Genomic DNA, 26,521 nt, shown 5'->3' with positions numbered 1-26,521 from the left:
CGCCGAACAAGTCTTTCCTTTACCATAGTAAAGAATCCTGATTACTTCATTTATAGCTAAACTTGCTCCAAAGCAGATGAAAGCAAACCTCTGACAACATCTTTTAGCGATTCGGGTTCAATTATGCGACCTTTATCTGCAAACATCAGATACCATCGCGCAAACCCATTCTCCATATTCATGCAGTCAAAATGCATTTCCACATAGTTATCGGTTACAATTTCTTCTTGGAAACCAAAATAGTGACGATCCCACTCCATATACCTAGCCATTTCTTTATCCACTTGCACCACCACTTTGGTTGTTGGCACTTCATGCCGCTTACTCAGAAAGAAAGATAGTTCGGGATGCTCTTTTCCAAAATCTTCAGCAAGTATTCTAATATTGTTTATTCTATCCAAGCGGAATTGCCTATAATCTTGTCGCAATCTACAAAAAGCAAGTACATACCAAAACTTGCTCTCCACAAAAATACCCACAGCTTCGATTTCACGCCTTTCTGGAGTTTTATCGGAAGGTTTGGAATAATAGATTTCCACACATTTCTTTGCTGCGATGCTTTCGATCAGAATATTGGTGCCATGGGTTAGCTTCTCATTGAATTGATGACGCCCACCGCGCACCAGAAAGTTATCCCCAACTAAGGCTACCTGTTCTTTTTCGTTGCCCCGTAATATAGCTTTCATTTTCAGCAATGCCGTGGTAAAATGATGAGCAAGATTCCGGTCCGTATATTTTTCAACTAATTTCTCTGCTGCGACAAAACTCAATGCCTCTTCCCTTGTAAATTGCAAAGGTGGCATCTTATATCCCTCCACCAAAGAATAACCGCTTCCCGCTTCACCATAAATAGGTACCCCTGCCTGCATCAGGGAACGAATATCTCTATAAATGGTACGCTGACTTACTTCATATCTTTCTGCCAACGCTGCAGCTGTCACAACAGGTTTAGCTTGCAGATGCATATAAATAGCGAGTATACGGTCAAATCTCTTCTGGATATCGGTCATAGGGATAAAGATACAAAATCTAGGCTTTAACGCTACAAAAGTTAAGTTTGAGCACTCCTGTTAAGGAAGGCAATAAATTAATAGGATTTTATTAAATAACAGGGAGTTTATAGGGACTTCATACGGACTTAATAGGGACCTCATCCGGATGAAAGCGTATAATATCCGATTTATCTACGGATAATATTTATTTAAAATCTGCACTAATCAAAAAGGCACCTCCACCTCTGTTTTATATGGGATAGAACCGACGCTATGTTTCAAGATATAGCCCCCTGCTTCCTTAAAATAGCTGCCCCAATGAAGACATTGAGACAGCAACATTAATTATTATGTGTAACTTAATTGCTTCCGACATCTAATGATGTACAGCCAGTATCGCTCAAATAGACATTTTCGAAAGTGTAATATTGTCCGGAGCCCGAATGACCGCAACTCATCGCATACCACATTGTTAACCAACTAGGGCAACTTGCATAAATATCATAATTTCCACTTTGAATATTAACGGGATAGGAAAGCGTATTCGCAGGGACTACAACATGCTGTGTGGTTCCTCCTGGAAAATTCCCACTAAAGGTCAAATAAATAGGGGAATTACTAAAGTTATACACATAAAAGTCGAATGTGCTACTTAGTGTTTTAATATTCGTTTTGGTATTTTTTTTTGCACCAACGTTTTCTGTAGAAATTACATTTCGTTTATTAGATAGTTTTATAGCTGGTACACTCAAATCTCTAGCTTGAACGAACAAACCGGTGACAATAAATAACGCAAAGGCTATTACAAATGATTTTTTTAACATAATTCAAAAGTGTTTATAAATAATTGACTATTTCAATAAGCTTTTTTTGAGATATAGCTTATCAACAATTGGCTTCTGCCTTAACTAAATCATAAGTGACCTCCTTTCTTTTAGATAAATTGACTAAAGTTTCTCAATCCTTAGCGAATGATGCCTCATCGTTAATAATTATGGTCGAAAAATCCATGGCGCATCGCATTAAAAAATCTTCCGTAAAAAAATAGGTTTACTATCTATAAATCCGTCCAAATGATTACTTAACCAAAGTGTACTAGTTTGAAATACAAAAACTTACCGACCTCTAAAAAAACACTAATCAGTGCAATTTCAATAAATCTGACTTTACTTTGTTCTTTTCATTCTTTATTAGATTTATGCTATTGGTAACTTATAAACGGAGCGGTATAGATCTGACAATTCGAGTGACAGATCTCGCTAAATATGATGTGTCTATCGCGACTATTATAACAGGAGATGATCCAATGAAAATATGGGGTTGGTTGGAACGGCATTTTTCCGGGTGCACGAACGGCTAAAACTGTCCCTAAAACAACACTCATTTTAGGAACAGTTTAAAGGTCCCTTATCGCCTATTGTTTAATCACTTTCTCGCCATCAAGCAATCGATTATACCGCACCAATGCTTCTACATAATAGTAATCGGCATAGGTTAAAGGCACATCTATCTCTGTTTTATGTGGAATAGAACCGACGCTATGTTTCAAGATATATCCCCCTGCTTCTTTATAATCTGCTTTGTAGGGTTTAGATGATAAAGACCGCAACATCTGCTCGGCCTTTGAAATATAGAGCTGGCTTTCACTACCTGTTGTGTATTGTGCCAATTCCAGCAAAGCCGAGGCCGTTACTGAAGCTGTCGACACATCACGAAGATCTTTTTGGCTATAATATTTACTGTCCGGTGTAAGCTTGTTTTGGTCCATATCCCAATAGGGAATTAGATCTTTTGGAAGGTTGGGATGATTCAGATAAAACTGCGCAATATGCCGCGCTTGCTCCAAATATTTCTTGTCGCCGGTCTCACGGTACATCATCGTATAACCATAAAGCCCCCAAGACTGTCCCCTAGCCCATGCAGACTCGTCAAAAGCACCTTGGGCAGTCTTTCTCGAAATAATACGTCCATCTTTTGGATTGTAATCCACGACATGATAGGAACTATAATCTTTTCGATAGTGATTGACCATTGTTGTATTTGCATGCGTTATAGCGATATCACGATAGCGCTTATCACCTGTCATCTTGGAAACTTCCGTCAAAAACTCCAGGTTCATCATATTGTCGATGATTACCGGATAGGTCCAAGGCTGCCCATCCCAGTTTTTTCCACCGTCCCATGAACGGATAGTTTTGGGTGCTTCGTGAAAGCGTGTTGCCAACGAGGCTGCTCCAGTACTTAAAATTTCCTTATATGCAGCCGAATCTCCCGTCAAGCGTAACGCATTCCCAAAGCTGCAGTACAACATAAAGCCCAAATCATGTGTTCCCTTGTTGTTCTTTTCCTTCTCGAGTTCTTTTAATTTGCTTTTTGCTTCCGTCAAAAGTTTTTCATCCTTGGTATACTCGTATAAGTATAACACTGTACCGGGATAAAAGCCCGAGCACCACCAACTTGAACCCCAATTCACATATTTACCATCTTTATACGTCGTCGGCATATCCGATTCATTGATCGATGCGGCAAGGTAGGCGATTTGTTTATGTGCATCTTCCAAATTTGTGCGAACAAATTCTTTGTCAAGTCCCAATTTCACTGCTCCTAGGTTTCGCTGACTGGAACAGGAAATTCCCTGCATTCCTAGCCCGAACATTAAAGCTCCCGTAATATAGTGTTGTATCTTCATTTTATCCAATCCTTAATCTTTTGCTTTTTATTCTTTTTCGTTTAATAACTTACATAATAGTCTTTGGGAAATTGCTCAGCATTCCAGCATTTTTGGGAGGTCCATGGTTGTGGAGCACAGGTCCAGAACTCGTCGTTTGCTGGTAGTCCTAATGGCAAAAACGACAAGGAAGCTACATACATTGAACCTGCATTTGTATAATAATCTGCGAGATTGGATTGTTTATCACCCACCACGCCCATACGTAGCCATCCAGATGGCGCAAAGGTTTTGTCAATATAAATATGTCGAAGTATAGTCGTCAACGCTGCCCTGACCTGACCCTTCGAGATGTCTTCGGGCAACTTATTTTCTAGAGCAACTGTTGCTAGCGGCTGAAAAGCAGCATTCTTATAAGTTGATGAACGGCCAACGACAACATAATGGCCTTCTGGGGAAATCATGCGTTCCAAATGATGCGCATAACGCTGCATCCGTTTGTATGCCCGCTCATACATCTCTTTGTATTTTCCACCCGCTGGGATATTATGACGCAGCGACTCAACCTGCATGCAATGGATTACGTACCCGTTGTAGTGATCAAAACTAAAATGGGCGCCATCGCTATACCAGCCATCTCCCACATACCATTCCTGATCAAATTTATTGACGGCATAATCGATCTTTTCTCGCGCACATTCCTCACCTATGCTGTAAAGAAATGTTTCTGTCATTGCAGCAAACAGCAGCCAATTACTTTCATTCGGCTTAATCTTACGCAGCAGTTTAAACTCTTCGACCACTCTTTTCTTTGTAATTGGGCCCAATGGTTCCCATAAAGCTTTTGGAGCTCTCAGAAAAGCCAGCGCAAGATGTGCTGCATCTACGAGTGTTTGAGACGACGGACCTCGCCAGGTAAAATAATCCGGTGATTTAGGATCTACACCATACTGTATACCGAGTAATGCTTGATCGCGTAATTTTTTTCGCAATTTTCCTTCCTCAGTGACGTCATCCGGTAATGCCAACCAGGGTGCCATTCCTGCCAGCAAACGTCCAAACGCTTCTAGGTATCCGACTCCAGGGTCCCTACTATCAAAAGTCGGGCTCACCTCCATCGGCATATTTTTACGCCACTGCTGCTTGCTGATATTACCTAATATTGGAGCAGCCATCTTATGTAAGACAGATACCCAATAGGCGCGATCGTTTTCGTTAACGCTTGTCTTATTGTCCAAACTGCTTGCCTCTGCTTTTATTGGTAGAGACGCAGTTAATGCGCCAACTCCAGCTCCGCCTAACAGTTTTAATAGGAATCTTCTCTTCATTCGATAATGGTTTATAAATTAATGTGAGCTTGATAATGCTGCACAAAACATTAAAAATCTTTAATTTAACCTAAAAAAACAAACCTAAATAAATCAATCGCTCTAGCAAACGATTGCATGAGCGATTGATAACAGCTTTTTTACAAAATCATCATGAGATTTTAAATTTAGCTGAAACGTTTTTTATTAATATACCCAGCCTGGTGTTGGCTTCAAATTTTTATTTAACTCTATTTCAGATTTTGGGACTGGCCAGGTGTACCATTGGTCACCTATCCATTCATAAGTGGTACCGCCCGTATTTTCTGTACCACCCCAAGCATGTTGTGCAAATTTTTCGTTGAACTTTGTCTCTTTCAGTGTTTTCCAACGCATTTCATCAAAAAAGTTAACTCCCTCACCAATTAATTCCCGACGCCGCTCGTCTCGTACATAATTACGTGCTTTGCTTTGATCTGAAAAAGAGGAGGCCATTGTTGGAATTCCAACCCGATCTCTGACCTGTTTTACTTTTGCCATAGCACCAGGTAAATCATTCATCTCGACTAACGCTTCTGCCCACATCAACAAAACATCTGCATAACGAATAATAGGCTCGTCTACTGGGTTTTGCTCACGACGAGCGTATTCTAAACCTTCCCCCACAAACTTGCGATGGATATACTTAAACTCAGCCTGTGCATTGGCGCTTCCCGAAGTATAATAAGTACTAGGTAAACTACTATTCAAATTAGGCTCAGCTCCAGATTGGTCCACATAGTATTTACCAGTGACCGGGAATCTATAGGTATACATACCTGCAGTAGTGGAATTGCTGTTTACTCCCTGGAAAGATGCATAAGGAGTTACCACGTTATACGCTAAACGTGGATCCCTATTTGCGTAAGCTGCTTTAAGGCGTGCTTCATTCCCTTCTGGTAGGTAATACGCCCGCGCAGTACTATTCAATTTATTCAATTCTGTATTGATTACCGTGGTAACAGTAGAATGGACATCATTTCCGTTAACTTTTTGATCCCGGATAAAAAAGACTTTTCTATTGGGAGCTCCTAAAGCATTTACCGTATTCCATTCAGGAATATAGTCTGACCAACTAAAAGGACGTACGGTAGTTCCATCAATTATTTCTTCATACAAATTAACCAAAGCTGGGGTCACTTGTAAATCTGTCCAACATCCCCGGCTATCTTTTGCCCCCTGTTGAAATGCGGCGGTATACTTCTGTACGGCCGAACCGTATCCTGAAGGTTCCTCTATATATTGAACGCTCAAAATCATCTCTTCACAACGTTCATTGGCAACTTTAAATAATTGCTTATAATTTGAGAAAAGTTTGTAGCCGCTCTCCCCAACTTTCGCAAAATCAGCAACTGCCTGATCGTATTTTTTTGTCATAAGATAAGCACGGCCACGTAGTGCATAAGCAGCACCTTTACTCACACGTCCTTCACCTTGGATTTGATTGTTTGGCAAAGCACTCTCATTGATTGCATCAGTTAAATCCTTAATAATAAGCGCCCAAACTTCCTCTTCAGAACTCTGTCCTTTGTTACCTTCTGCAGGACTAATAGGCTCGGTGTAAATAGGAACACCTAAACCATTCCGACCATACAGCTCATTGAGTCGCATGTAAAAAAAGGCTCTTAATACTTTACATTCCGCTACTAATTTGTTCTTTTTTTCCTGAGCCATCATGGCATCGGGTATATGAACAATTGCATCGTTAGCGCGATGTACGCCATCATACAACCATTTCCATTGGAATGAAAAATAGGAATTACTTGGATTCACGGCGCTGGAGAAAAGGTTATTTAAGTTATATTCACCTTGACCAGTCATACCGAATGCCTCATAAGCATAATACCCAATATTTGCAGATGTTCCTACAATTCCGTCACTTCTTACTGGACGTTGTAATGAATAGTAAACACCTATTACCCCTTGATCAACCAACGTTTCCGTTGACCACATTGTTCCCGAAGATATTTTGTCATTAGGTGCAAGGTCCAATATTTTCGTACAAGACGATAAAGAACTTGCTATACCAATTGCTATGACAGATTTTAATATTTTTTTCATCTCTATTTCTATTTTATTTGACTAAACAGAGTTTAAGATTAAGATGCTAGTCTAAGTCTTACTCTATTGAAAACTTCAAATTAACTTATCCTGCTGTTCTGAGATTAAGTTAAAAAGTTACCGATACCCCGGCGGAATATAGCTTCGCGATGGGATAAACAATCAATGAACCACCTAATTCCGGGTCCACTCCTGGAAAGTCTTTATGTTTAAATGTCAACAGATTTTCTCCTGTTACAAATACCCTTAAGTCTTTAATTTTAGCTTGATTAATCCATTTTTTAGGAAATGTATACCCCAACTGCAAAGACTTTAACTTTAAATACGAGGTATTGTACAAATAGAATGTATTAGCCTGCATGATTGAACTTGAAGAAAGCAAACGTGGGTATTTACCATTTATATTTGCATTTGGATCTGTAGCTGGATCATAATTATCATAATCGCTATTTGCTCTTACTGCATCATAAGAATAGTATTTGGTCCAGGCATCTGCTGGCAATTGATCTCCTGTATTCGCTAAGATTGATCCATTGGATCCACGCTCATTAATATAATGATAAGAGCCGACACGTCCCGCCAAAAGCATGTTTAGATCAAAACCCTTGTAAGCTGCTGTCAGATTTAAGCCAAACACAAATTTGGCAACAGAAGACTTCCCTGTGAATTCACGGTCATCATCATTACCGTATTTACCATCACCGTTCGCATCCGCCATAAGCATTTGTCCATACCATATATTTGCTGCACCAGGCCCAACCGTATTATTATTAAAAGAATAATTTGCAGCAATCATAGATTTCACCCACTCCAGATCAGCTTTAGTACGGATCATTCCGTCTGTGGGTCCACCATTTGGATCTACACTTCCGTCAGATTTCATATAGGTTCCAGTTCCCGCATAAGGCCTTCTTAAAAACCACTCGTCAAGCATATGTTGTTCCACACGACGCTCATTCCCTCCTGTAGATACATCGGCTAAATTCGTATAGCGCCAAGTTGGATTACCCCATATATCGAGAGTGGATGGATCTTGCTCATACTTTAATGTGCCTTTAAAACCTGAAACTCTGTTCATGTTATAGGAAATATTACCATTTACTCCATATCTAAACTCTCCAATTTTATCGTTCCAACCTAGATTAAGTTCTATCCCTTTATTATTCATTGAAGCAGTATTGGACATAGGGGCATTGATATTACCCATTGTCAAATAAATAATAGCTGCAGTTAAGATATCAGAAGTCTTTCGGGAATACATATCAGTCTCGACACTCAAACGGCGATTTAAGAAACTGGCTTCCAACCCAACATTGTATGTCGTTAGCTTCTCCCATGATAAACTAAGATTTTGGATAGTTTGCTGAATAACCCCATTAGCGACCGACTCGTTAAATACATTATTCACTTTCTGATAAAGAGTCTGCCAATCGTAATTTCCACTTATTGTATTCCCTAAGGTTCCATAAGACCCTCTAAGCTTTAAGTAATTAACTGTTGTTTTAGCCGGATCAAAAAAACGTTCGTTACTGATCACCCAACCTGCCGAGAAAGAAGGAAAAAATCCGGTGCGATGTCCCGGAGCAAACTTAGATGACGCATCCGAACGAAAGTTTCCTTCAAACAAATATTTACCATCGTAGGCATAATTTACCCGGCCAAAATAAGAAATCATTGCGTTCTCCGCCTTTGCATCACCTCCAATTGATTCCATTGTCGCACCTGAAGTTATATCCGTTACGTCCCAGTCTAATAAGCCCCTTTTTGTAGCATTAAACCCGCTTGTCTTTGAATAATATTGCTCGTATCCTACTAATCCACCCACATCATGTTTCCCAAAAGTATGGGCATAACGTAATAATGCATTCGCTGTATAACTCGATGATTTATAAGAAAAACGATAAGTAGTTGCCTGATCCAAATTCCCTATGCCTTCTTTAGGTTTCTCAAAGCTTTCTCTAAAACTATATCTAGGCAAGTTTTGTGAGTAATTTTCATCCTCACGCATATATTCACTGTAATTAAACCGCGCTTCGGCGACAATCCCTTTCCAAAGATCCGCGTTAGCATACCACGTACTATTGATACGTGTGTAGTTGTTTTCCCCTCCATTTGAAGCAACCTGTTGCAGAATATTGTCCTTATTTGTTGTATTAGGATCTTCACTAGCACCATATTTCCCCTGATAAATGGGGGTCATGCCTGGGAAAGCCTGCAACAAATAGGTCATCGAAGTGCTACCTGGTTGCTTATACTCCTTTGTTGCATAGGTTTGTGTACCAAAAGTAATTCTATCCGCAATTTTTGTTTCCAAATTGGTACGAATATTAAATCTTTTCATCCCAGTATTTGCCAACGTTCCAGGATTATTTTGGTATCCAGCGGACATGAGATAAGAAGATTTATCACTCCCTCCCGTTACTGAAACACCATATCGTTGATAATATTGTGGTTGAAAGAGAACCTGTGCCCAATCCGTATTTGGATAAGCTAACCAATTTGGAATGCTATTCCCAGTGATTGGATTAGTATAGATACCATTAGGATCCCCATTCGCTTTTCGCCAATCTTCAATGGTTGACAGTGTATAATCGGGAGATGTGGAAGTTGGGTTAGCATTCACTTTAGCGATGTTGTGCAGTTCCATCCAATCCGCTGTACTCGACATAAACTTTAAATCAGTTTGTGCTTGTTCACGTGCATACAATGCATTGAATGCTATTTTAGGCGCTTCACCTTTCTTCCCTTTTTTAGTGGTCACGAGAATTACACCATTTGCTGCACGAGATCCATAAATCGCTGCAGATGCCGCATCTTTCAAAATGGAAATGTTCTCAATATCATCTGTATTTAATGGAACCATATCGGCCACGGCACCATCCACAAGGATCAGAGGGTTATTATTATTGAAAGATCCTGTACCACGAATACGAATCGATACATCCTCGCTTCCAGGATTACCATTTCCTTGCGTAACACGAATGCCCGGAGCCGTTCCGCCTAAGGCCGCCGCAAGGTTCATAATAGGTCTATTGGTAAGCTTATCTGCACCAACAGTAGCGACAGATCCAGTCAAATTGACTTTTTTCTGTGTGCCATATCCTACAACCACGACTTCATCAAGTGCTGAAGTATTTTTTTCTAGACTAACATTAATTATCGAACGCCCTTTAGAATTGACTTCTTGATCCTGATAACCAATGTATGAAATCAGTATGATAGTATTTTCTGGGACAGAGATGGTATACTGACCCGTCTCATTAGTAGAAGTAGAGATCTTTCCACCCTTTTCTCGAATCGTTACACCCGCTAAAGGTGCACCTTGACTGTCTGTAATCCGCCCCGTAATCGAAATTTTCTGCTGTGCCATACTCGCACCCACAGTAAACATCATCATAGCAGACAGTCCAACTTTGTAAAACTTTGCCATACTTTAGGAAATTAGCTTTATAATAAAAATTGGTTGTTTAACTAGGTCAAAGATGGGCCTATACGCAAATTAAGAGGGGTGAAATTCATAAATATTTGGGGGTAAAATCTTAAATTTGATCCAAATACCCCATAACCATGAACATATTGCCTATTTTATCGCGACAATTTCTGCTGTTGATATCCATCATTTCCCTTTGTCATGCTCAGGATCTTAAGTTTGAGACACTGAGCCAGGAGAATGTGTTGGATAAACAGGCAGTATTAACAATTGCGCAGGATAAACAGGGTAAACTTTGGTTCGGTGGTGGCGCTAACCTATTTGTATATGACTCCCAGAATATCACCAATATTTTAGTACAGGATACCGTCTTTAAAAAGGTAGATTATATTAATAAGATTGGCATCAACGAAAAAAATCATCTTTTCATCGCTACGGCAACCCAACTATTCATTTTCGACATCGACAAACGTAAAGCTGTATTTAAACAAGGAAAACCTTTTCAGGAAAAAATTGTCATCACCGACATCCAGTTTTTATCAGACCAGATATTTCTATGCACTGACAAGGGGCTTTATCAGGCAATCCCGACAGCCGGCTCCTACAATCTCAAGAGAATCCTCGACCGCCCCCGAGTGCAATCGATCATCCAAACCAGCCCCAACACCTATACAGTAGCAAGTTATAAGGGCATCGAGTCTTTTTCATGGCAAAATAATCAGATCTTCCATATCCAGAATCTGATGTTTCCCCCGCTGCCGTTAAAAGAACGTATTTTCAGTGCCCAATATTTCCATCAAGGTATCTTGTGGGTTGGCACAAAATTGCACGGAATATTCCAATACAACTTCATTGATAAAAAATGGAATAACTTAACAGAATCAAACAGCAACCTACTGAGCAATAACATCAGAAAAATAGTCCCAACCAAACAAGGAGATCTCTTGATCGGTACACTAAAAGGACTCTCCATCTTTAACGGCTCGCCACATTTCCTAAACTATAAACACAATACCTCCGTCAAAAACTCATTGAGTCAAAATTCCATCTATGATATCTTCATAGATCGCCAACAGATCACTTGGATAGGAACTTATTTTGGAGGAATCAATGCCATCTACCCCGATCTCATCCCCATACAGCATTACTCAACACGTTCGCACACTGCTCTCAGCCTCAGTAGCGATATCACCGGCAGTTTTGCTGAGTCAGAAAATGCGTTTTGGATCGGAACAGAAGAAGAAGGAATCAACAAAATTGACAAAATAACTGGAGTAACTTCACCTTTATCAAAATTAACCCAGTCAAACCTGATCAAGGACCTCTATGTTCGCGATAATAAAATCTACGCGGCACAATATGGCGGCGGCTATTCCATTATCGATGCACAATCTGGAAATGCACAGCATTTTTACCTCGAAAAAGAACTCCTAAATCTCAAAAATAACATCTACAGCATTTACGTCGATCCGACACACCGTATTTACCTTGGAACCAACAAAGGGCTCTATATCGTGGAGCCAGGAAAACCTGCAACGTATCATGCTGCATTAAAAACAGGTACAATTGATGATATCCAAGCTGATCATAAACAGCAGACCTATTTTCTTAGAGGCGGGACACTTTTTCGCAAAAAACCGAATGAATCAAACATACGACCAATAAAACAGCTTGATACATTAGCCCTGGGTGGATTTTATGTGCATCCGAATGGTGACATCTGGCTGACGTCAAAAGAAGATCTTTATCATCTTGATCAGCACGATAAGCTTACCAAAGTATCACGTTTTCCAAACAATTCCTTAGGCTGGCCCATCATTGTGAACAATCAAGTGTGGCTTACAAGTAAAAATGGATTAATATGCTACAATCCCAAAACAAAACAGCGTTATCTCCTGAATCAATATGACGGTTTACCGGTCAAAAATCTACTTGGTGCCAAAGTCTTTGCCAGCAAAGCAGGAACACTATTCGTCACGACACTAAATGGTGTAGTTTCTCTAGATACCCGAAAAATTATCTTTAATCAGAACATCCCCGAAGTACTCTTTCGAAATATCTTTCTCGAAGACACGCCATTGAACTACGGACGTTTACAGAAAACGTCGGACCCCAACAGCTACCAGCTCAAACTCCGACACGATGAAAACTTTGTAACGATTAATTTCTCAGGTTCCAATTTCATCAAACCGCAGAAGAACAGATACCGCTATAAGCTCGAAGGTTTCGACAAGGATTGGGTTGAAACAAATACCCCCTCTATACGATATACCAATATTCCTACAGGTATGCACACCTTGACCATTTTCGCCAGTAACAACGATGGTATCTGGAGCAGCATACCCCTGCGGATCAATATCGATATTAAACCTCCCTTTTGGAGGACCTGGTGGGCCTATCTTTTGTATGCCGGCTTGTTTACTCTCGGTGTACATTTTGTTATCAAGTTTGTTGTCGAACGTGAGATGTTGATCAACTCAGAACGGGAACAGGAAAAGAAAATAAAGTTCTTCACACAGATATCCCACGAAATCCGTACACCACTGACTTTGATAACGGCTCCTTTGGATGAAATTATTTCCGAAACAGCCAATCTTACTTCTACCCAGAACAAGGTAAAACGGATAAAAAAGAATGCCAGTAAACTCCTGGGTGTTATCAACGAGCTACTGGATTTTAAAAAATTAGATGACAAACACTTTGTACTGAAGAAAACAGACATCTCTTTTCGGGAATATATAGAAGATACATTCTACCTATTAAATGACCTTGCAAAAGCAAAACACCTCAACTACTATATCCGGCAGCTGGACGCTGTGGGGCTACAATCCATAGATACTGTACAATTTGATAAAGTCATGTTTAACCTCTTATCAAATGCGATCAAGTACACACCAGAACATAGCACAGTTTATCTGGATCTTATCGAAAATGATCACACAATAGCGATCAGTATTATCGATAATGGTATCGGTATCGCTACCGACAACCAATTTAAAATATTTGAAGAGTACTATCGTGAAGAACAGGCTAATGACGTGATCGGAACAGGTATTGGTCTAGCACTTACCAAACAAATTGTGCAGCAGCACGAAGGAGATATTCGCTGCTCAACGATGAATGATGAAAAAGGCCAATGGACTGTATTTACTGTTAGTCTCCCCAAGCAAATAAACCAAAAAACCGGAGTTATACCGCTAGAAATATTAACAAAAGAGACAGAGGAAGCAAACACAACGAATTTAGGCACGCTGGATATTTCCTTAAAGCAGACCATCTTGATTGTAGAGGACAATAGCGAATTATTAGCAGCCGTTGTCAGTCTATTTGAGGAGAGCTTCAGCATTATTACTGCTGTCAATGGTGAGGAAGCCCTTTCTAAAGCATTGGAATATATCCCTGATCTGATTATTTCGGATCTGATGATGCCTTACATGGACGGTGCTCAGCTATGCCAGGCCATTAAAACAAATATGACGACCTGCCATATACCATTCATCTTGCTGACTGCTGTAACCGACAACGATTCCCAAACGTTGGCCTTAGAGCATGGCGCAAACATCTATTTGACAAAACCTTTCGACAATAAACAGCTTTTTCTTTCTGCACACAATCTCATAGCGGTCAGTCAGAAAAGAAGCAAGGAATTTGAAGTCAAAACGGCTATATTCGACAATGAACTCGATGCACAATTTATCTCATCCCTAAATCAGTTGATTGAAGAAAATATCCAATCAGATGGCTTTGATGTCAATTTTATAGCGCGAACAATGGGAATGAGCGCACCAATCCTCTATCGCAAGCTAAAAGCCATATCCAATTTGTCACTCAACAATTATGTAAAAACGTATAGGCTAAACAAAGCGAAAGAGTTACTAACATCCGCAATGAATATCAGTGAAATCGCTTATGCCGTAGGCTTTTCCGACAGGAAATACTTCAGTAAGGAATTTAAAAAACAGTTCGGATACAATCCGTCAGAGCAAACAACAAATTCTAGCCAGACCACTGAAACTTAGTGATATTTCAAAGTAGTCTAGATCCTATCCCATAAAAAAAGAGATGTCTCTAACATCTCTTTTTTTATCTATACCTGTGTACTTAAAACGAGTTAATTTATCAACGACAAGCTTTCTTTGATGGTCCTATTTAGCGATCTCTTTGATCATTGGCTCTCCTGACAATAGGCGTTGATAACGCACCAAGGCTTCAACATAGTAATAATCTGCATAAGTCAAAGGCACATCGATTTCGGAATTCAATGGCAACGCTCCAACACTATGTCTTAAAATGTAACCGCCATTTTGACCATAAGGAGCAAGATAAGGCGCCTTCGACAGGTTTTTAAGAATAATTTCTGCTTTGTTAAAATAGTTCACAGCCTCACTTCCCTTTGTGTATTGCGAAAGTTCTAATAAAGCCGATGCATACAATGCCGCTGCCGACACATCCCGAAGGTCCTTATTTGGATACATTTTGTCCGACTGCGCAATTTTATCTTTATCAAAATCCCAGTAAGGAACCAGATCAGCAGGCATATTTGGGTTACTTAAGATATATTTTGCGATTTGCTGTGCCTGCTTCAAAAATTCTTTCTTCTTGGTTTCGCGATACATCATCGTATAACCATAGAGTGCCCATCCCTGCCCTCTTGACCATGCCGATTCATCAAATGCACCCTGATGTGTTTTTTTTCCAATAGCCTTACCAGTCTTCTTATCATAATCGATCACATGGTAGGAACTATAATCTTTTCTGAAGTGATTTTTCAAGGTTGTTTCGGCATGAGCTACCGCAATGTCATAGAATTTTTTATCTCCAGTCATTTTAGATACCTGTGTCAAAAATTCCAAATTCATCATGTTATCAATGATTACAGGATATTGCCATGATCCGTGATCCCAAGAACGAATTGTTTTGGTAACGGGACTATAGCGAGATGCTAGGGAATTCGCACCAGTGCTGAGTATCGGCTCATACTTTTGCGTATCTCCCGTGAGACGAAGTGCATTTCCAAAACTACAGAATAACATAAATCCTAAGTCATGCGTACCCTTGTTGTTCTTTTCTTTCTCCAGATACGTCAATTTCTCAGTTGCTTTCTTTAATAATCCCTCATCTTTGGTGCCTTCATATAAATACAGCAATGTCCCCGGATAGAAGCCCGAACACCACCAACTGGATGAAGAAAATACCTCTTTCCCATTTTCGAAAGTTTTTGGAAACTTTTCTGCCGGCGTTTCATTCGCCAGGACTTTTATTTGCTTTGCTGCAGCATCTAACTGTTGCTGAATGAACTCTTTGGATAGATTCGGTTTTGCTGTTTGGGCCTGAACGACAGTCGAAGTGCCCAAAACGGCCAATAATAACACAGAAAGTTGTTTTAATTTCATTATTTTTTATTCGTTTATTTTTATTTGGTCAGCGCATGAGCGCGTCAATTCTATAGTTAAATAATCAGCTCTTTTCTCCATTTTAATATGGAGCGTGGGTTCAAAGCATCTGCCTATCCAGCTTTTCCTGTCTTCCTTTCTCTAAGCTCGATTATCCATGTGCGTTGATCAAAGCGACTGCTCCCTTATCGAGCTGCAGATCAATTATTCCGTCTTGCGCTACAGTAAAGGTACCTTTTCCCTGTATTTTTACCTCTGGTGTTCCGATATCGGATTTTAAACGTAGACGACCGCCATATTGACTTCGGATTTGGATGCCGACCGTTTTTCCATTTTTACGCTCCGCTGATACGAGATTTCCACCATCTGTCAAAAAATTGGTAAAGGAAACATCCTTCCATTTAGAAGGAATTGCAGGAAACACACGTAATATGCCATTCCAATACTGCATACACAGTTCTTGAATACTCGCCATCGCTGCGAGTGGGGTTTCTATCACCGGACCGCTTTCGGCATATAGTGTATTGGATTTAATATATTTCTGTAACAAAACATCCAGCGAAGCCAAAGCCGAATCTCCTCTCCCCATCATGGCATACATTGAGGCAGCACCCGTAAATGAATAGCCCTGTAACCATTGCTTTTGGCTCTGCCAATGTGCAATAGAACGTTCAATAAGCGCTTGGTTATTTGCCTGATCCCAGTTTATGTCGTAAAACGGATAAATCATCATGAGATGCGAATAATGACGATGCGACTCACCATAGGGAAGGTCTCTTGCGATCATAAAGCCATCGGCATCTTGTGGATAATCAATCAAGTTGGCTAACACGTCTTTCCAGACCGCATAAAGTTTATCCTTGCCGCCTCTTTCTTGATCCAGCTCTATAAGTGTCTTGAGTCCCCACCTGAAAATGGAAAGATCATAATTTGTATCATAAGCATAACCTTTAGGGTATTCCGGTGAATAGGTTTTCACCCCGATATGGTATTTACCCTGTTGGTCCTTTTGCAATAAGTGCAAATGATAATTTATAGCTTCCTTCAGTAGCGGGAACAAGCGATCATATACTTCCTGAGAAAGGGTCGCTCGATAATACTGATAATAACTATGCAGAAGCCAAACGAGATTTCCCAATTCTTTTTCTCCATCGGAAGCGCCTTCCAGCGCAACATTTTTTGCCAGAAGAACCGGACTCCATAAACTTGGTCCCGAGGAGCGACCTACAGCCAAACTATTATAGCGATAAGGCTCGGGAACATTTTGTCTTAGCTTATCTTTATTTCGATCAATCATCTGGATCAACGAGTTTGCAATACCGAGCTGGTTGGCTTTGAAAACTGGTGAATAAGCAAGTTGCATATTAAGATTAAGCCAGTAAGCTGGCCAAGGAGTTGGACTCGTCCATGGCCCCTGTAAATCCATGGCGGGTTTATCTGACCTTGTTGCACTGGCAAGCTTATACAGTTGCATATCATAAAACCGCTGATAAACCGTATCTGGCAATTCTAGCGTCGATGCCTTAAAATAGTTTGTCCACCACTTGCGATGGGATGCCAGTCCTTTCGTTAACTGTAGAGCATTAAAATTCCGAACATAATGAATCGCCTTTTTGAAATAAGCAGTCCCATGCTGGCTATAATCTACAGTAATTAAATAGGTATCCACTTCTTTATCAGATTTGCTCCAATAAGCCGTTACATACCCTCCCCCCGCTAAGAGAGGCTGGTCAAAATATTTAATTCCGCCTTGTGTACCAAAACTGCCTTTTGGATTTGTCGGATAGTTTTTCGGTTTTTTCGTATAGCTGAATCCCATCCTTGGGCTGATGGCTTCGTCGGGTTTCCATGTAAGCTGGTAATTCCCGTTAAAATCTTTTTTAAATACCTCCAGCAAGATAATATTGTCATTCGATAAGGTGGTTGTCCGAATTCTCATTATGCCCTTATCCGTGCTGACTTTCGCCTCTGCATAAGCATCTTTTAAATAAATTTCTCCTTGTGCCTGTACAATCGGGCTTTCAAATTCCATTTCAAAATGACCTAACGACATACGCGCCTGATCAAACAATTTATCGGCCGAATTCGCGCGATGATCATAAACATCAGTTCGTCCAATATCCACACGCATTGAATTCTTGCCGGCTAAGTAAGTCATCGTTCCCAGTAGACCATTTCCGGTAAATACACCTTCATAGATCGTATGACCCAACACGGGAATTCTAAATTGAGCTGATCCTCCAAATGGCCGGCATAGGATGCAAACGAGTAAAAATAGTATTCTTAGATTCATCATTAGGATTTAATGCTATCAGAGCGACCATAAAGATGCTGGATTATTCGACTGAAATCAAGCCTCTTTTACGAAAACGATTGAGAAAAATTGATCGGTAGGGCTTTCCGAATCTATCCACAGGTCGGTTACCAAGCTGAAATGTAACAATTTAGCAGACAAAATAACAAAGCATAGGCAATAATGGGGTGGCTATATATGAAAGAAATGAATTCAGCAGCATTCTTTTGTTATTTTTTAATAAAACACAAATAAACAATACGTAAAATTTTAGTTATCAGTTTACATTTATCAGTTTTTTATCTATTTTTAAGATTAAATATCCAATGCCGTTATTTTTAACAGCCTAATAGTGGATCAATTATAAAACAACTAATCCAACCAAAATGAAAGAACAGAATTCATCAAGGCGTGATTTCATAAAAAAATCCGTGGTCGGTGCTGCGGCATTTTCTATTGTACCACGCTTTGTACTCGGAGGACAGGGCTATCTTGCTCCGAGCGACCATCTAACCAAAGGTGTAATTGGTGTCGGCAATATGGGGCGTGGACACTTTGGCTACGCCGGAACTAAAACAGTAGCTATTTGTGATGTGGACAAAACCCATCTGGCGGCAGCACAAGCAGACTTAGGCGGTGGTGTGAAGGAATACCATGACTTTAGGGAGTTGATTAAATCTCCGGAAGTAGATATCGTACATATTGCTACTCCGCCACATTGGCATGGACTGATGTCCATTGAAGCGGCAAAAGCAGGAAAAGATATCTGGTGTGAAAAACCGATGACACGCACTATCGGTGAAGGTAAAAAAGTGAAAGAAGCCATTGCACAGCATGGTAATATCTTTCGTTTAAATACCTGGTTTCGTTTTAAGGATGATTTTTATGGAATGAATGTTCCCGTAAGCAAAATCAAAAAATTAGTTGATACAGGGATGTTGGGTTGGCCTTTGAAAGTGACGATAAGCAAACATACGGGCTTTGACTGGAAATTTTATTGGGTAGGAAAGGAAAACCTACCGGAAGAGAAAGTACCAGCGGAACTTGACTACGATTTTTGGCTAGGCCCAGCACCATACAAACCTTATAATAAGCACCGTGTACATACGACCTTTAGAGGATATTGGGATTATGATGGCGGCGGCCTAGGAGATATGGGACAACACTATATGGATCCTGTTCAATACTTCTTAGGAAAAGACAACGAAAGTCCCGTTACTGTTGACGTTGATGCTCCGCAGCAACATCCGGATGCCGTGGGCACATGGAGACGAATTACATTTACCTATGCCGATGGTTGTCAGATCATTCTAGATGGTGAAGCGAAAGATGAAAAGGCAGCCTATATTGAAGGTCCAAAAGGTAAATTATATCGAGGGTTTCAATCAGATATACCAGATTTGGAAAGAAAACTTGCACAATATCCTGAACCAGCACCACAGATTACCGACTTCCTGGAATCTGTGCGCACAAGAGAAAAGTTTGCACTGAATGAAATCAATGGACACCGTTCTTGTACTTTGGTCAACATGGGGTTAGCAGCATTGCGACTAAACAGATCATTAAAATACGACTCTCAAAACGAGCTATTTATTAATGATGACGCCGCAAATAGATTGATTCACCAACCAATGAGAGGCCCTTGGTCTATTTAAAAAGAAATCCCAATGAAAAGAATATTCAATTCGCTGACTGTATTGCTTCTTATATCTAGTGCAACTTACGCTCAGCAACCACAAAATAGAACGACTGCAACCAAAATAGCAGACGTATTGGCACAGCAGCCTGCCGAAGAAAAAGAAAAATTTTTGCTTGCCATGCATGAGTTGGAAGGTTTTTCGTCTGACGACGTTGCCACTTTCCTCAAGGGACTTAAAGCACCGGGAAGCAATAATGCTCCGATAGAATTTGCAGCAAACAGCTATTCATTCTATGTAAATCAACCAGGTAAAGAACAGCATAAAAGAGTTTTTGTTGAAGGTTTGGCAAAATCCATCTCGCAATTGAGTGAACCAACAAATCAGGTCTTTGCCCTACGCCTATTACGTCAATGTGCAGATAATACCGCTATACCCGCTGTCGCAAATTGCTTGGCAAACGATTATCTTGCCGATGCTGCAGCGAGAACTCTGGTATCTATTCGTACCCCTGAGTCGACAGCAGCATTAGAAAAAGCTTTAGCTGCGTCAACGACAGAGAAAACTGCTATTGCCTTAGTTACTGCACTCGGAGATTTAAAGGATAAAAATGCTGAAAATGCTATTTTGGGATTGACCAAAAAATATAATTCGGACGGTTTTCAACGGACAGCATTAATCGCATTAAGCAAAATAGGTGGCACAGCTTCTGAATCGCTGTTCCAGGAAAAACTAACTGCTGCAGGTTACAGCTACGACAAATTTGATGCGGTTGGTCTTGGTATCGACTATGCCCAAGCATTGATCGACAATAAGCATGATCAAGATGCAATCCAGTTTCTGAACAAATTTTTCCAAGAATCCCAAAAAGCCAAATCAATCAACGGTCAAATTGCATCGCTTAAATTATTGACAACTCTTGACCCGGCGAAACAACAAAAGAACTTATTAGCAGCAGTTAAGAGCGATAATGGTGCTTACCGTAACATTGCTTTACAATTACTCGGAAAATACGGAAAGGGCAGCGACGCAAAAAGCTTGCTTGCTTTAGCAAGCAAGGGTACGCCTGAAGTTCAAGAAAGTGTATTGAACTACTTAGCCCACAATGGTTCGGCAAGCAGTTTAAAACTAATCCAGGCGTTAGTAAATAAAACACAATCTCCAGTAACTAAATTAGCTGGATTAAGTGCACTAAATACACTATCACAGGGAAAAGAAACCAATACTTTAATCCAGGCTCTCAACACAGATCAACAGTTCAACAATTCGGTAAAGGCGTTGATCCTATCATCTAAAGATGCAAATGTTGTTACCGATGTCAACAATGCGCTCGCCACGGTAGAAGACGACAAAAAGATTCAATTACTGGATATTTTAAGTAAACGTTCCAACAATGCATCATCCAAAGCTGTATTAGCAATAAAGAGTTCAAATCCTGCTGTCGAAGAAGCGATCAACAAAGCACTTCCCAATGTTGCCCAGGAGTCGGATTTAGAAGAACTATTCAATAGGCTAAACAATACGACAGATAATAAATCTGCCGTTCTATTGCAGCGTGCCATTGTCAATGTGATTCAGTCAAGCACAAATTCAAAAGGATTAACAGAAAAACTAGCAGCTAATATAGCGAAATCAGCAGCGCCTAATACCGCTAAATATTTCCCTATTTTTGCTGGGCTTGGTGACGCACAGTCATTGAAAGCTGTAACTGCATACCTTAACAATAATAATACAAGTCTACGGTCAGCAGCAATTGAATCTTTGGCTGGCTGGTCTTCCTCCAACGCACTTCCAGAATTGGTATCTCTTTCCCGAACAGAAAAAGACGATAATCTGTTCAATACGGTATACCGGGGATTAATTAAATCAATTTCTTCTTCTTCGAATACGCCTGAACAGAAAACGTTGTTATTAAGAGATGCATTCAGCGTTGCCAAAACAGCAGATCAGAAAAAAGCAGCATTATCGGCGTTACAACCTACAGGAACATACCAGTCTTTAGTTTTTGCCGCCGACTTAATGAACGATGCACAACTGGGCGGAACTGCTGCCAATGTAGCAATGAACATTGCAATGGACAACAAGTTCTATGGAAAAAAGGTCAGAGAGGTTCTTGAACAGGTAATCGGTAAATTGTCGGGTAGTGAAAGTGGATACCTTAAAGAAGCCGTTGTTCGCTATCTCGCTGAAATGCCCATCAAAGAGGGTTACGTTTCGATGTTCAATGGTAAAGACCTAAGTGGCTGGAAAGGTTTGGTAGCGGATCCGATCAAACGTAGTAAGATGAACGAGAAAACTTTAGCAGCAGAACAAGCTAAAGCCGATGACATCATGCGCAAAGGCTGGACAGCATCCAATGGCGAAATTACCTTCAGTGGTAAAGGAGATAACCTGGCTACCGTAAAAAAATATGGCGATTTTGAAATGCTTGTAGATTGGAAATTGGAGAACTATGGTGGTATAGAAGGTGATGCCGGTATTTACTTGAGAGGTACTCCACAAGTACAGATTTGGGATATTGCGAATACAAGAGTCGGTGCCCAAGTTGGCTCTGGTGGATTATATAACAACCAGAAAAATGAAAGCAAACCATTGAAGGTTGCCGACAATGCTACCGGCGAATGGAATACGTTTAAAATCAAAATGGTAGACGATAAAGTCACGGTTTGGTTAAATGGACAGTTAGTAACCGATAATATTCCTCTTGAAAACTATTGGGATAGAAACCAATCCATTTTCCCTACCGAACAAATTGAGTTACAAGCGCATGGTTCAGTTGTTTATTATAGAGATCTTTTTATCAAGGAATTCCCAAGAAAGCAAATCTTTAAATTGAGCGATCAAGAGAAAAAAGAAGGTTTTGAAGTACTTTTTGATGGAACAAACCTGGACAAGTGGACAGAAAACCAAGCCTATGTCATCAATGACGAAGGTTATATCTGGGTGTATCCAAATGCAAAATTTGGTGGAAACCTCTACACAAAAGAAGAATACGCAGACTTCATTTATCGCTTCGACTTCAAATTGACCCCTGGTGCCAACAATGGTGTGGGAATAAGGGCTCCTCTAGAGGGGGACGCCGCATATGAGGCAATGGAAATCCAGGTACTTGATGATGGCGCAGATGTTTATAAAGACTTGAAGCAATACCAATATCACGGTTCGATTTATGGTGTTGTTCCTGCCAAAAAAGGTCATTTAAAACCTGTAGGTGAATGGAACTCCGAGGAAATAGTCGTGAAAGGAAATCGTATCAAAGTTACACTAAATGGCGCTGTTATTGTTGATGCGGATATCGCCGAGGCAAGCAAAAACGGAACCTTGGATGGCAAACAACATCCTGGACTTAAACGAACCTCTGGTCATATCGGGTTCCTTGGACACGGTACCGAAGTATTCTTTAAAGATATTCGAGTAAAAAAACTCAAATAGTCTTAACTTATACGTAGAAAGGGGATAAGGAATCTTATCCCCTTTTTGCTAATTAGCCCACTTGTTTGTCAAGTGAGAAAAATAACCAAATGATTCCAAAACTTTTGCTAAATTAAAGCCCTGAGGATTCTATTTCAAAATATGATGTTTTATGACTAAAGCCGTAAACTTACTGATTAACAAAAAATTGGAGAGTAAACCTGAAAAGAAAAATCTGTTCAATAAAATCTCCATTATAAAATTAATAGCCGAATTAGGATCTGTATCGGTAAATGACATTGTAAAAAACCTCTATTTAAGCCTGCCTACGGTGAATAGCCTCATTGCAGAGTTGCTGGAAGATGATTTTATCCGTCAATTTGACAAAGGAGAATCTATTGGCGGACGTAAACCCAATTTATATAAGCTATGTGATGGATTGTTTCAGGTGCTTTCGATTGAGCTCCAACGTTTCTCTATCACTATGAGCATAATGGACAACAACCAGAACATTATTGCTGAAACTGTTGAGCTGGATAATGAATTATCTCGCAATGGAGAAAATCTAGCCGCTATCACACAAATCGTTGATCAATATCTTATCGATAAATCAGTTGATATCGAGAACCTAACAGGGATTATCATTGGTATGCCTGGGCTAATCAACGCTGAAGAAGGTACCAACGAGACTTTTTTACATGACGACAATCAATCCATAACAAATTATTTTGAGCGCATATATAAAAAACCAGTCTTCATTCTCAATGACGTCAAAGGCGCTGCTTATGCTGAATTGAAATTTGGATTGGCAAAAAACACAAAAAACAGTTTAATTATCCTAATGGATTGGGGGATTGGTTTAGGAATCGTGTCCAATGGCGAAGTCTATCTGGGACGTGATGGCTACTCCGGCGAAGTGGGACATATGCCCTTTATCGATAATGGCGAACTATGCTACTGTGGGAAAAGAGGTTGTTTGGAAACCGTAGCTTCCGGAATTGCTTTAGTCAACAATGCGAAACAGGAAATCCAGAAAGGAGAGCTGACTAAATTAAACGAATTGCAACCCGATGAATTACAACATTTAACACCAACGCATATTATTGAAGCTGCAAACAAAGGTGATCAATTTGCAATAAACCAGATTTCAAAACTAGGGACAAATCTAGGGAAAGCATTTGCATCCTTGATACAGCTCCTCAACCCCGAATTGATCGTATTGGGGGGGAAAATTGCAAAAGCAAATGAACTGATCACGATTCCGATACAGCAAGCCATCAATTCTTATACCATGGCAATATTGAAGGAACATTGTGACATAAAAGTGTCAAGCCTAAATCTCGACAGCAATACCGTGGGACTTACAAATTATTTTATCACGAAGTATCTGTCGGTTGAGTTGCTTCATAAATCCAAAATCTAAAACTGCCCTGTACTCAACAAAACAAGAGTGCAGGCTCTTTCTGTCTTAATACCATGCTCCATCGCGAGCTGTTCCAATGCTGAATTCTCTGCACCTGGATTAAATATTATTCTTTTTGGCTTCGTCGCTAATATATAATCGTAATATTCTTTCTGATTAGGCTCGCTAAGATACATTGTCACCGTATCAATATCTGTATAGATCTCACCTTTCTTTTCAATGGCAACTCCAGCGGCTTCTCCTCCACTCAAGCCAATATTGACGATTGCATGCCCATGTTTATGAAGCATATTTGCCGCTTTATTCGAATAACGTGATGGATTGGTGCTAGCACCCAAAATCAATGTTTTTTTCATCCCTTTATATATCTTTTGTATTTACTTATTACACGCTCACTCAAGGCATTTAGATTATCTTCTCTGCATTCTAGTTTACGATAAAAAAGATAATCTAAATGCTCCGAGTAGCATCGCTCAGAAATTACTCATCGATGATAAAATCACCATGGGTGCTATAGGCATTTTTACGCAATACCGGCATTCCCATGATTTTATAAAGCTCATCCAATTTGACCAAGCTTCCATTGGTCATATTAGAAAGTAAAACAATAACAATGTTTCTTTTTAAATCTCTTACATAAATATGTCTAAAACCGTGCCACCAGCCTGTATGGTATACGATATGATCATTACCATGCTCAAAGGTACGCCAACCATAACCATAGCTAAAAATTCCCTTTTTGGCATCGGGATATCCTCGGTATGCTGAATCCAATGTTGACTGCTTTAACAATCGTCCATCTCTCAAAGCCAGATCAAAACGATAAAGGTCACGGACTGTACTATAAATTCCTTTGTCACCAAGCGGTCCATCCTGAAAATTTTGCACCACCGATCTTCGCCATACCTTATCATGCCCGATAACGTTGGTCGGAATTTTATCATACACGGCCTTAGAGAGTGCGGCTGTATTTGTCATTCCGGCAACATTGAATACGCTATCTTTCATATACGTCGCATAATCTTGCTTTGATATCTTTTCAATAATGGCCCCTAAGACCATAAAGTTCGAATTATTGTAAAAGAAACGGCCTCCTGGCGCACCATAGCGATTAGGCTTAAATTCGGTCAGCATTTTCATCACATCTTGATTTGTCATTCCTTTCTTGCGATCAGGCCAATGTTCCTCCGAAAAATAAACGTAATTAGGTAATCCCGAGCGGTGTGTCAATAACATTTTTATGGTAATACCAGGATAAGGAAAATCCGGATAGAAGTCATTGATCGTTTGATCGAGACGTAGCTTTCCTGCCTCCACTAACTTCAAAATTCCGACAGCTGTTAACGGTTTAGAAACTGAAGCGAGTTCAAATTTGTCATCTATTTTTAGACTATCCCGTTTTAAGTAATTGGCCCAGCCGAATGTATTCTGATATAAGATTTTCCCATCTTTAGCAACAAGAACGTTCCCATTGAATGCAGCTTTTGAATGAAGGTTTTTCATAAAAGCATCGATTTTCTGATCTGCATTATTTGGATTATAGACGAGTCTTGTGCTATCTACTTTTGCCTGCGCTATTGCTGCTTCCTTCTGTTTTTTCTCTTTTGAACTACAAGCCACTGTAGATACCATCAAAAGAGCGACCATTCCCTTTAAAAAAAATAATTTCACTATACTAAGTCTCCCGGATTTTTGTGTTTTATGTATTGTTTATCAATAAATACCTCCTATTTCCTTTGTTCTAAACAACATCAAATTATTGAAGCTCGTAATAGAAGGACCAGCCTACTGATAATAATGCTAAAATGAAGATTTTAGTATAAAAAAACGAATTTTTCACCACAATAATTGATATTCATCGGATATG

14 protein-coding genes are annotated in these 26,521 nt (G+C 39.9%); 4 read left to right on the top strand and 10 right to left on the bottom strand.

Annotated elements, in window-relative coordinates:
* Positions 1-56 precede the first annotated feature (56 nt).
* The 6 genes from B3P16_RS04245 to B3P16_RS04220 all read right to left on the bottom strand — a co-directional run bounded on the left by B3P16_RS04245 (position 57) and on the right by B3P16_RS04220 (position 10,497).
* Positions 57-1,010, bottom strand: a complete 954-nt coding sequence (locus tag B3P16_RS04245) for a helix-turn-helix transcriptional regulator (RefSeq protein WP_112373924.1) — start codon at positions 1,008-1,010, stop codon at positions 57-59.
* Between the two features lie 341 nt (positions 1,011-1,351).
* Positions 1,352-1,816, bottom strand: coding sequence for a hypothetical protein (locus tag B3P16_RS04240; protein ID WP_112373925.1), 465 nt, complete (start codon positions 1,814-1,816; stop codon positions 1,352-1,354).
* 590 nt (positions 1,817-2,406) lie between these two features.
* Positions 2,407-3,681 (bottom strand): glycoside hydrolase family 88 protein, encoded by a 1,275-nt coding sequence (locus tag B3P16_RS04235; protein ID WP_286841538.1) that lies wholly within the window; start codon positions 3,679-3,681, stop codon positions 2,407-2,409.
* 41 nt (positions 3,682-3,722) lie between these two features.
* The gene (locus B3P16_RS04230; protein ID WP_286841536.1) at positions 3,723-4,988 is read right to left on the bottom strand and encodes a DUF2264 domain-containing protein; all 1,266 of its coding nucleotides are present in this window, start codon (positions 4,986-4,988) and stop codon (positions 3,723-3,725) included.
* Positions 4,989-5,174: 186 nt separating this feature from the next.
* Positions 5,175-7,067, bottom strand: a complete 1,893-nt coding sequence (locus B3P16_RS04225) for a RagB/SusD family nutrient uptake outer membrane protein (RefSeq protein WP_286841534.1) — start codon at positions 7,065-7,067, stop codon at positions 5,175-5,177.
* Positions 7,068-7,176: 109 nt separating this feature from the next.
* Positions 7,177-10,497: a SusC/RagA family TonB-linked outer membrane protein gene (locus B3P16_RS04220; protein WP_286841532.1), complete on the bottom strand. Its 3,321-nt coding sequence runs from the start codon at positions 10,495-10,497 to the stop codon at positions 7,177-7,179.
* Positions 10,498-10,634: 137 nt separating this feature from the next.
* Between B3P16_RS04220 and B3P16_RS04215 the strand changes: the two genes are divergently transcribed.
* The gene (locus B3P16_RS04215) at positions 10,635-14,516 is read left to right on the top strand and encodes a hybrid sensor histidine kinase/response regulator transcription factor (protein ID WP_286841530.1); all 3,882 of its coding nucleotides are present in this window, start codon (positions 10,635-10,637) and stop codon (positions 14,514-14,516) included.
* A 126-nt stretch (positions 14,517-14,642) separates the two neighbouring features.
* Here B3P16_RS04215 and B3P16_RS04210 read toward each other — a convergent pair whose 3' ends face one another.
* Together B3P16_RS04210 and B3P16_RS04205 are read right to left on the bottom strand one after the other, a co-directional pair.
* Positions 14,643-15,890, bottom strand: coding sequence for a glycoside hydrolase family 88 protein (locus B3P16_RS04210; protein ID WP_286841528.1), 1,248 nt, complete (start codon positions 15,888-15,890; stop codon positions 14,643-14,645).
* Between the two features lie 151 nt (positions 15,891-16,041).
* Positions 16,042-18,186 carry a glycosyl hydrolase family 95 catalytic domain-containing protein gene (locus tag B3P16_RS04205; RefSeq protein WP_286801601.1) on the bottom strand — a complete coding sequence of 715 codons (2,145 nt, stop codon included), beginning with the start codon at positions 18,184-18,186 and terminating at the stop codon, positions 16,042-16,044.
* Between the two features lie 383 nt (positions 18,187-18,569).
* Between B3P16_RS04205 and B3P16_RS04200 the strand changes: the two genes are divergently transcribed.
* The 3 genes from B3P16_RS04200 (at position 18,570) to B3P16_RS04190 (ending at position 24,654) form a co-directional block, all read left to right on the top strand.
* Positions 18,570-19,838 carry a Gfo/Idh/MocA family oxidoreductase gene (locus B3P16_RS04200; RefSeq protein WP_046674856.1) on the top strand — a complete coding sequence of 423 codons (1,269 nt, stop codon included), beginning with the start codon at positions 18,570-18,572 and terminating at the stop codon, positions 19,836-19,838.
* A gap of 12 nt (positions 19,839-19,850) precedes the next feature.
* A complete protein-coding gene (locus B3P16_RS04195) occupies positions 19,851-23,252 on the top strand; it encodes a DUF1080 domain-containing protein (RefSeq protein ID WP_286841526.1) in 3,402 nt (1,133 codons plus the stop codon).
* A gap of 151 nt (positions 23,253-23,403) precedes the next feature.
* Entirely contained in the window at positions 23,404-24,654 is a 1,251-nt protein-coding gene (locus B3P16_RS04190) for an ROK family transcriptional regulator (protein ID WP_046674854.1), read from the top strand.
* Here B3P16_RS04190 and B3P16_RS04185 read toward each other — a convergent pair.
* Entirely contained in the window at positions 24,651-25,010 is a 360-nt protein-coding gene (locus B3P16_RS04185; RefSeq protein WP_046674853.1) for a CoA-binding protein, read from the bottom strand. The two genes, B3P16_RS04190 and B3P16_RS04185, sit on opposite strands and share 4 nt — an antisense overlap.
* A gap of 124 nt (positions 25,011-25,134) precedes the next feature.
* A complete protein-coding gene (locus B3P16_RS04180) occupies positions 25,135-26,325 on the bottom strand; it encodes a serine hydrolase domain-containing protein (RefSeq protein WP_046674852.1) in 1,191 nt (396 codons plus the stop codon).
* Between the last annotated feature and the right edge of the window lie 196 nt (positions 26,326-26,521).

This window comes from Sphingobacterium sp. UBA7631, assembly GCF_002483935.1.
In the GTDB taxonomy this organism is placed as follows: domain Bacteria; phylum Bacteroidota; class Bacteroidia; order Sphingobacteriales; family Sphingobacteriaceae; genus Sphingobacterium; species Sphingobacterium multivorum.
Note: the sequence above shows the minus strand (reverse complement) of the source record. Positions and strands in the feature narration are given on the sequence as shown.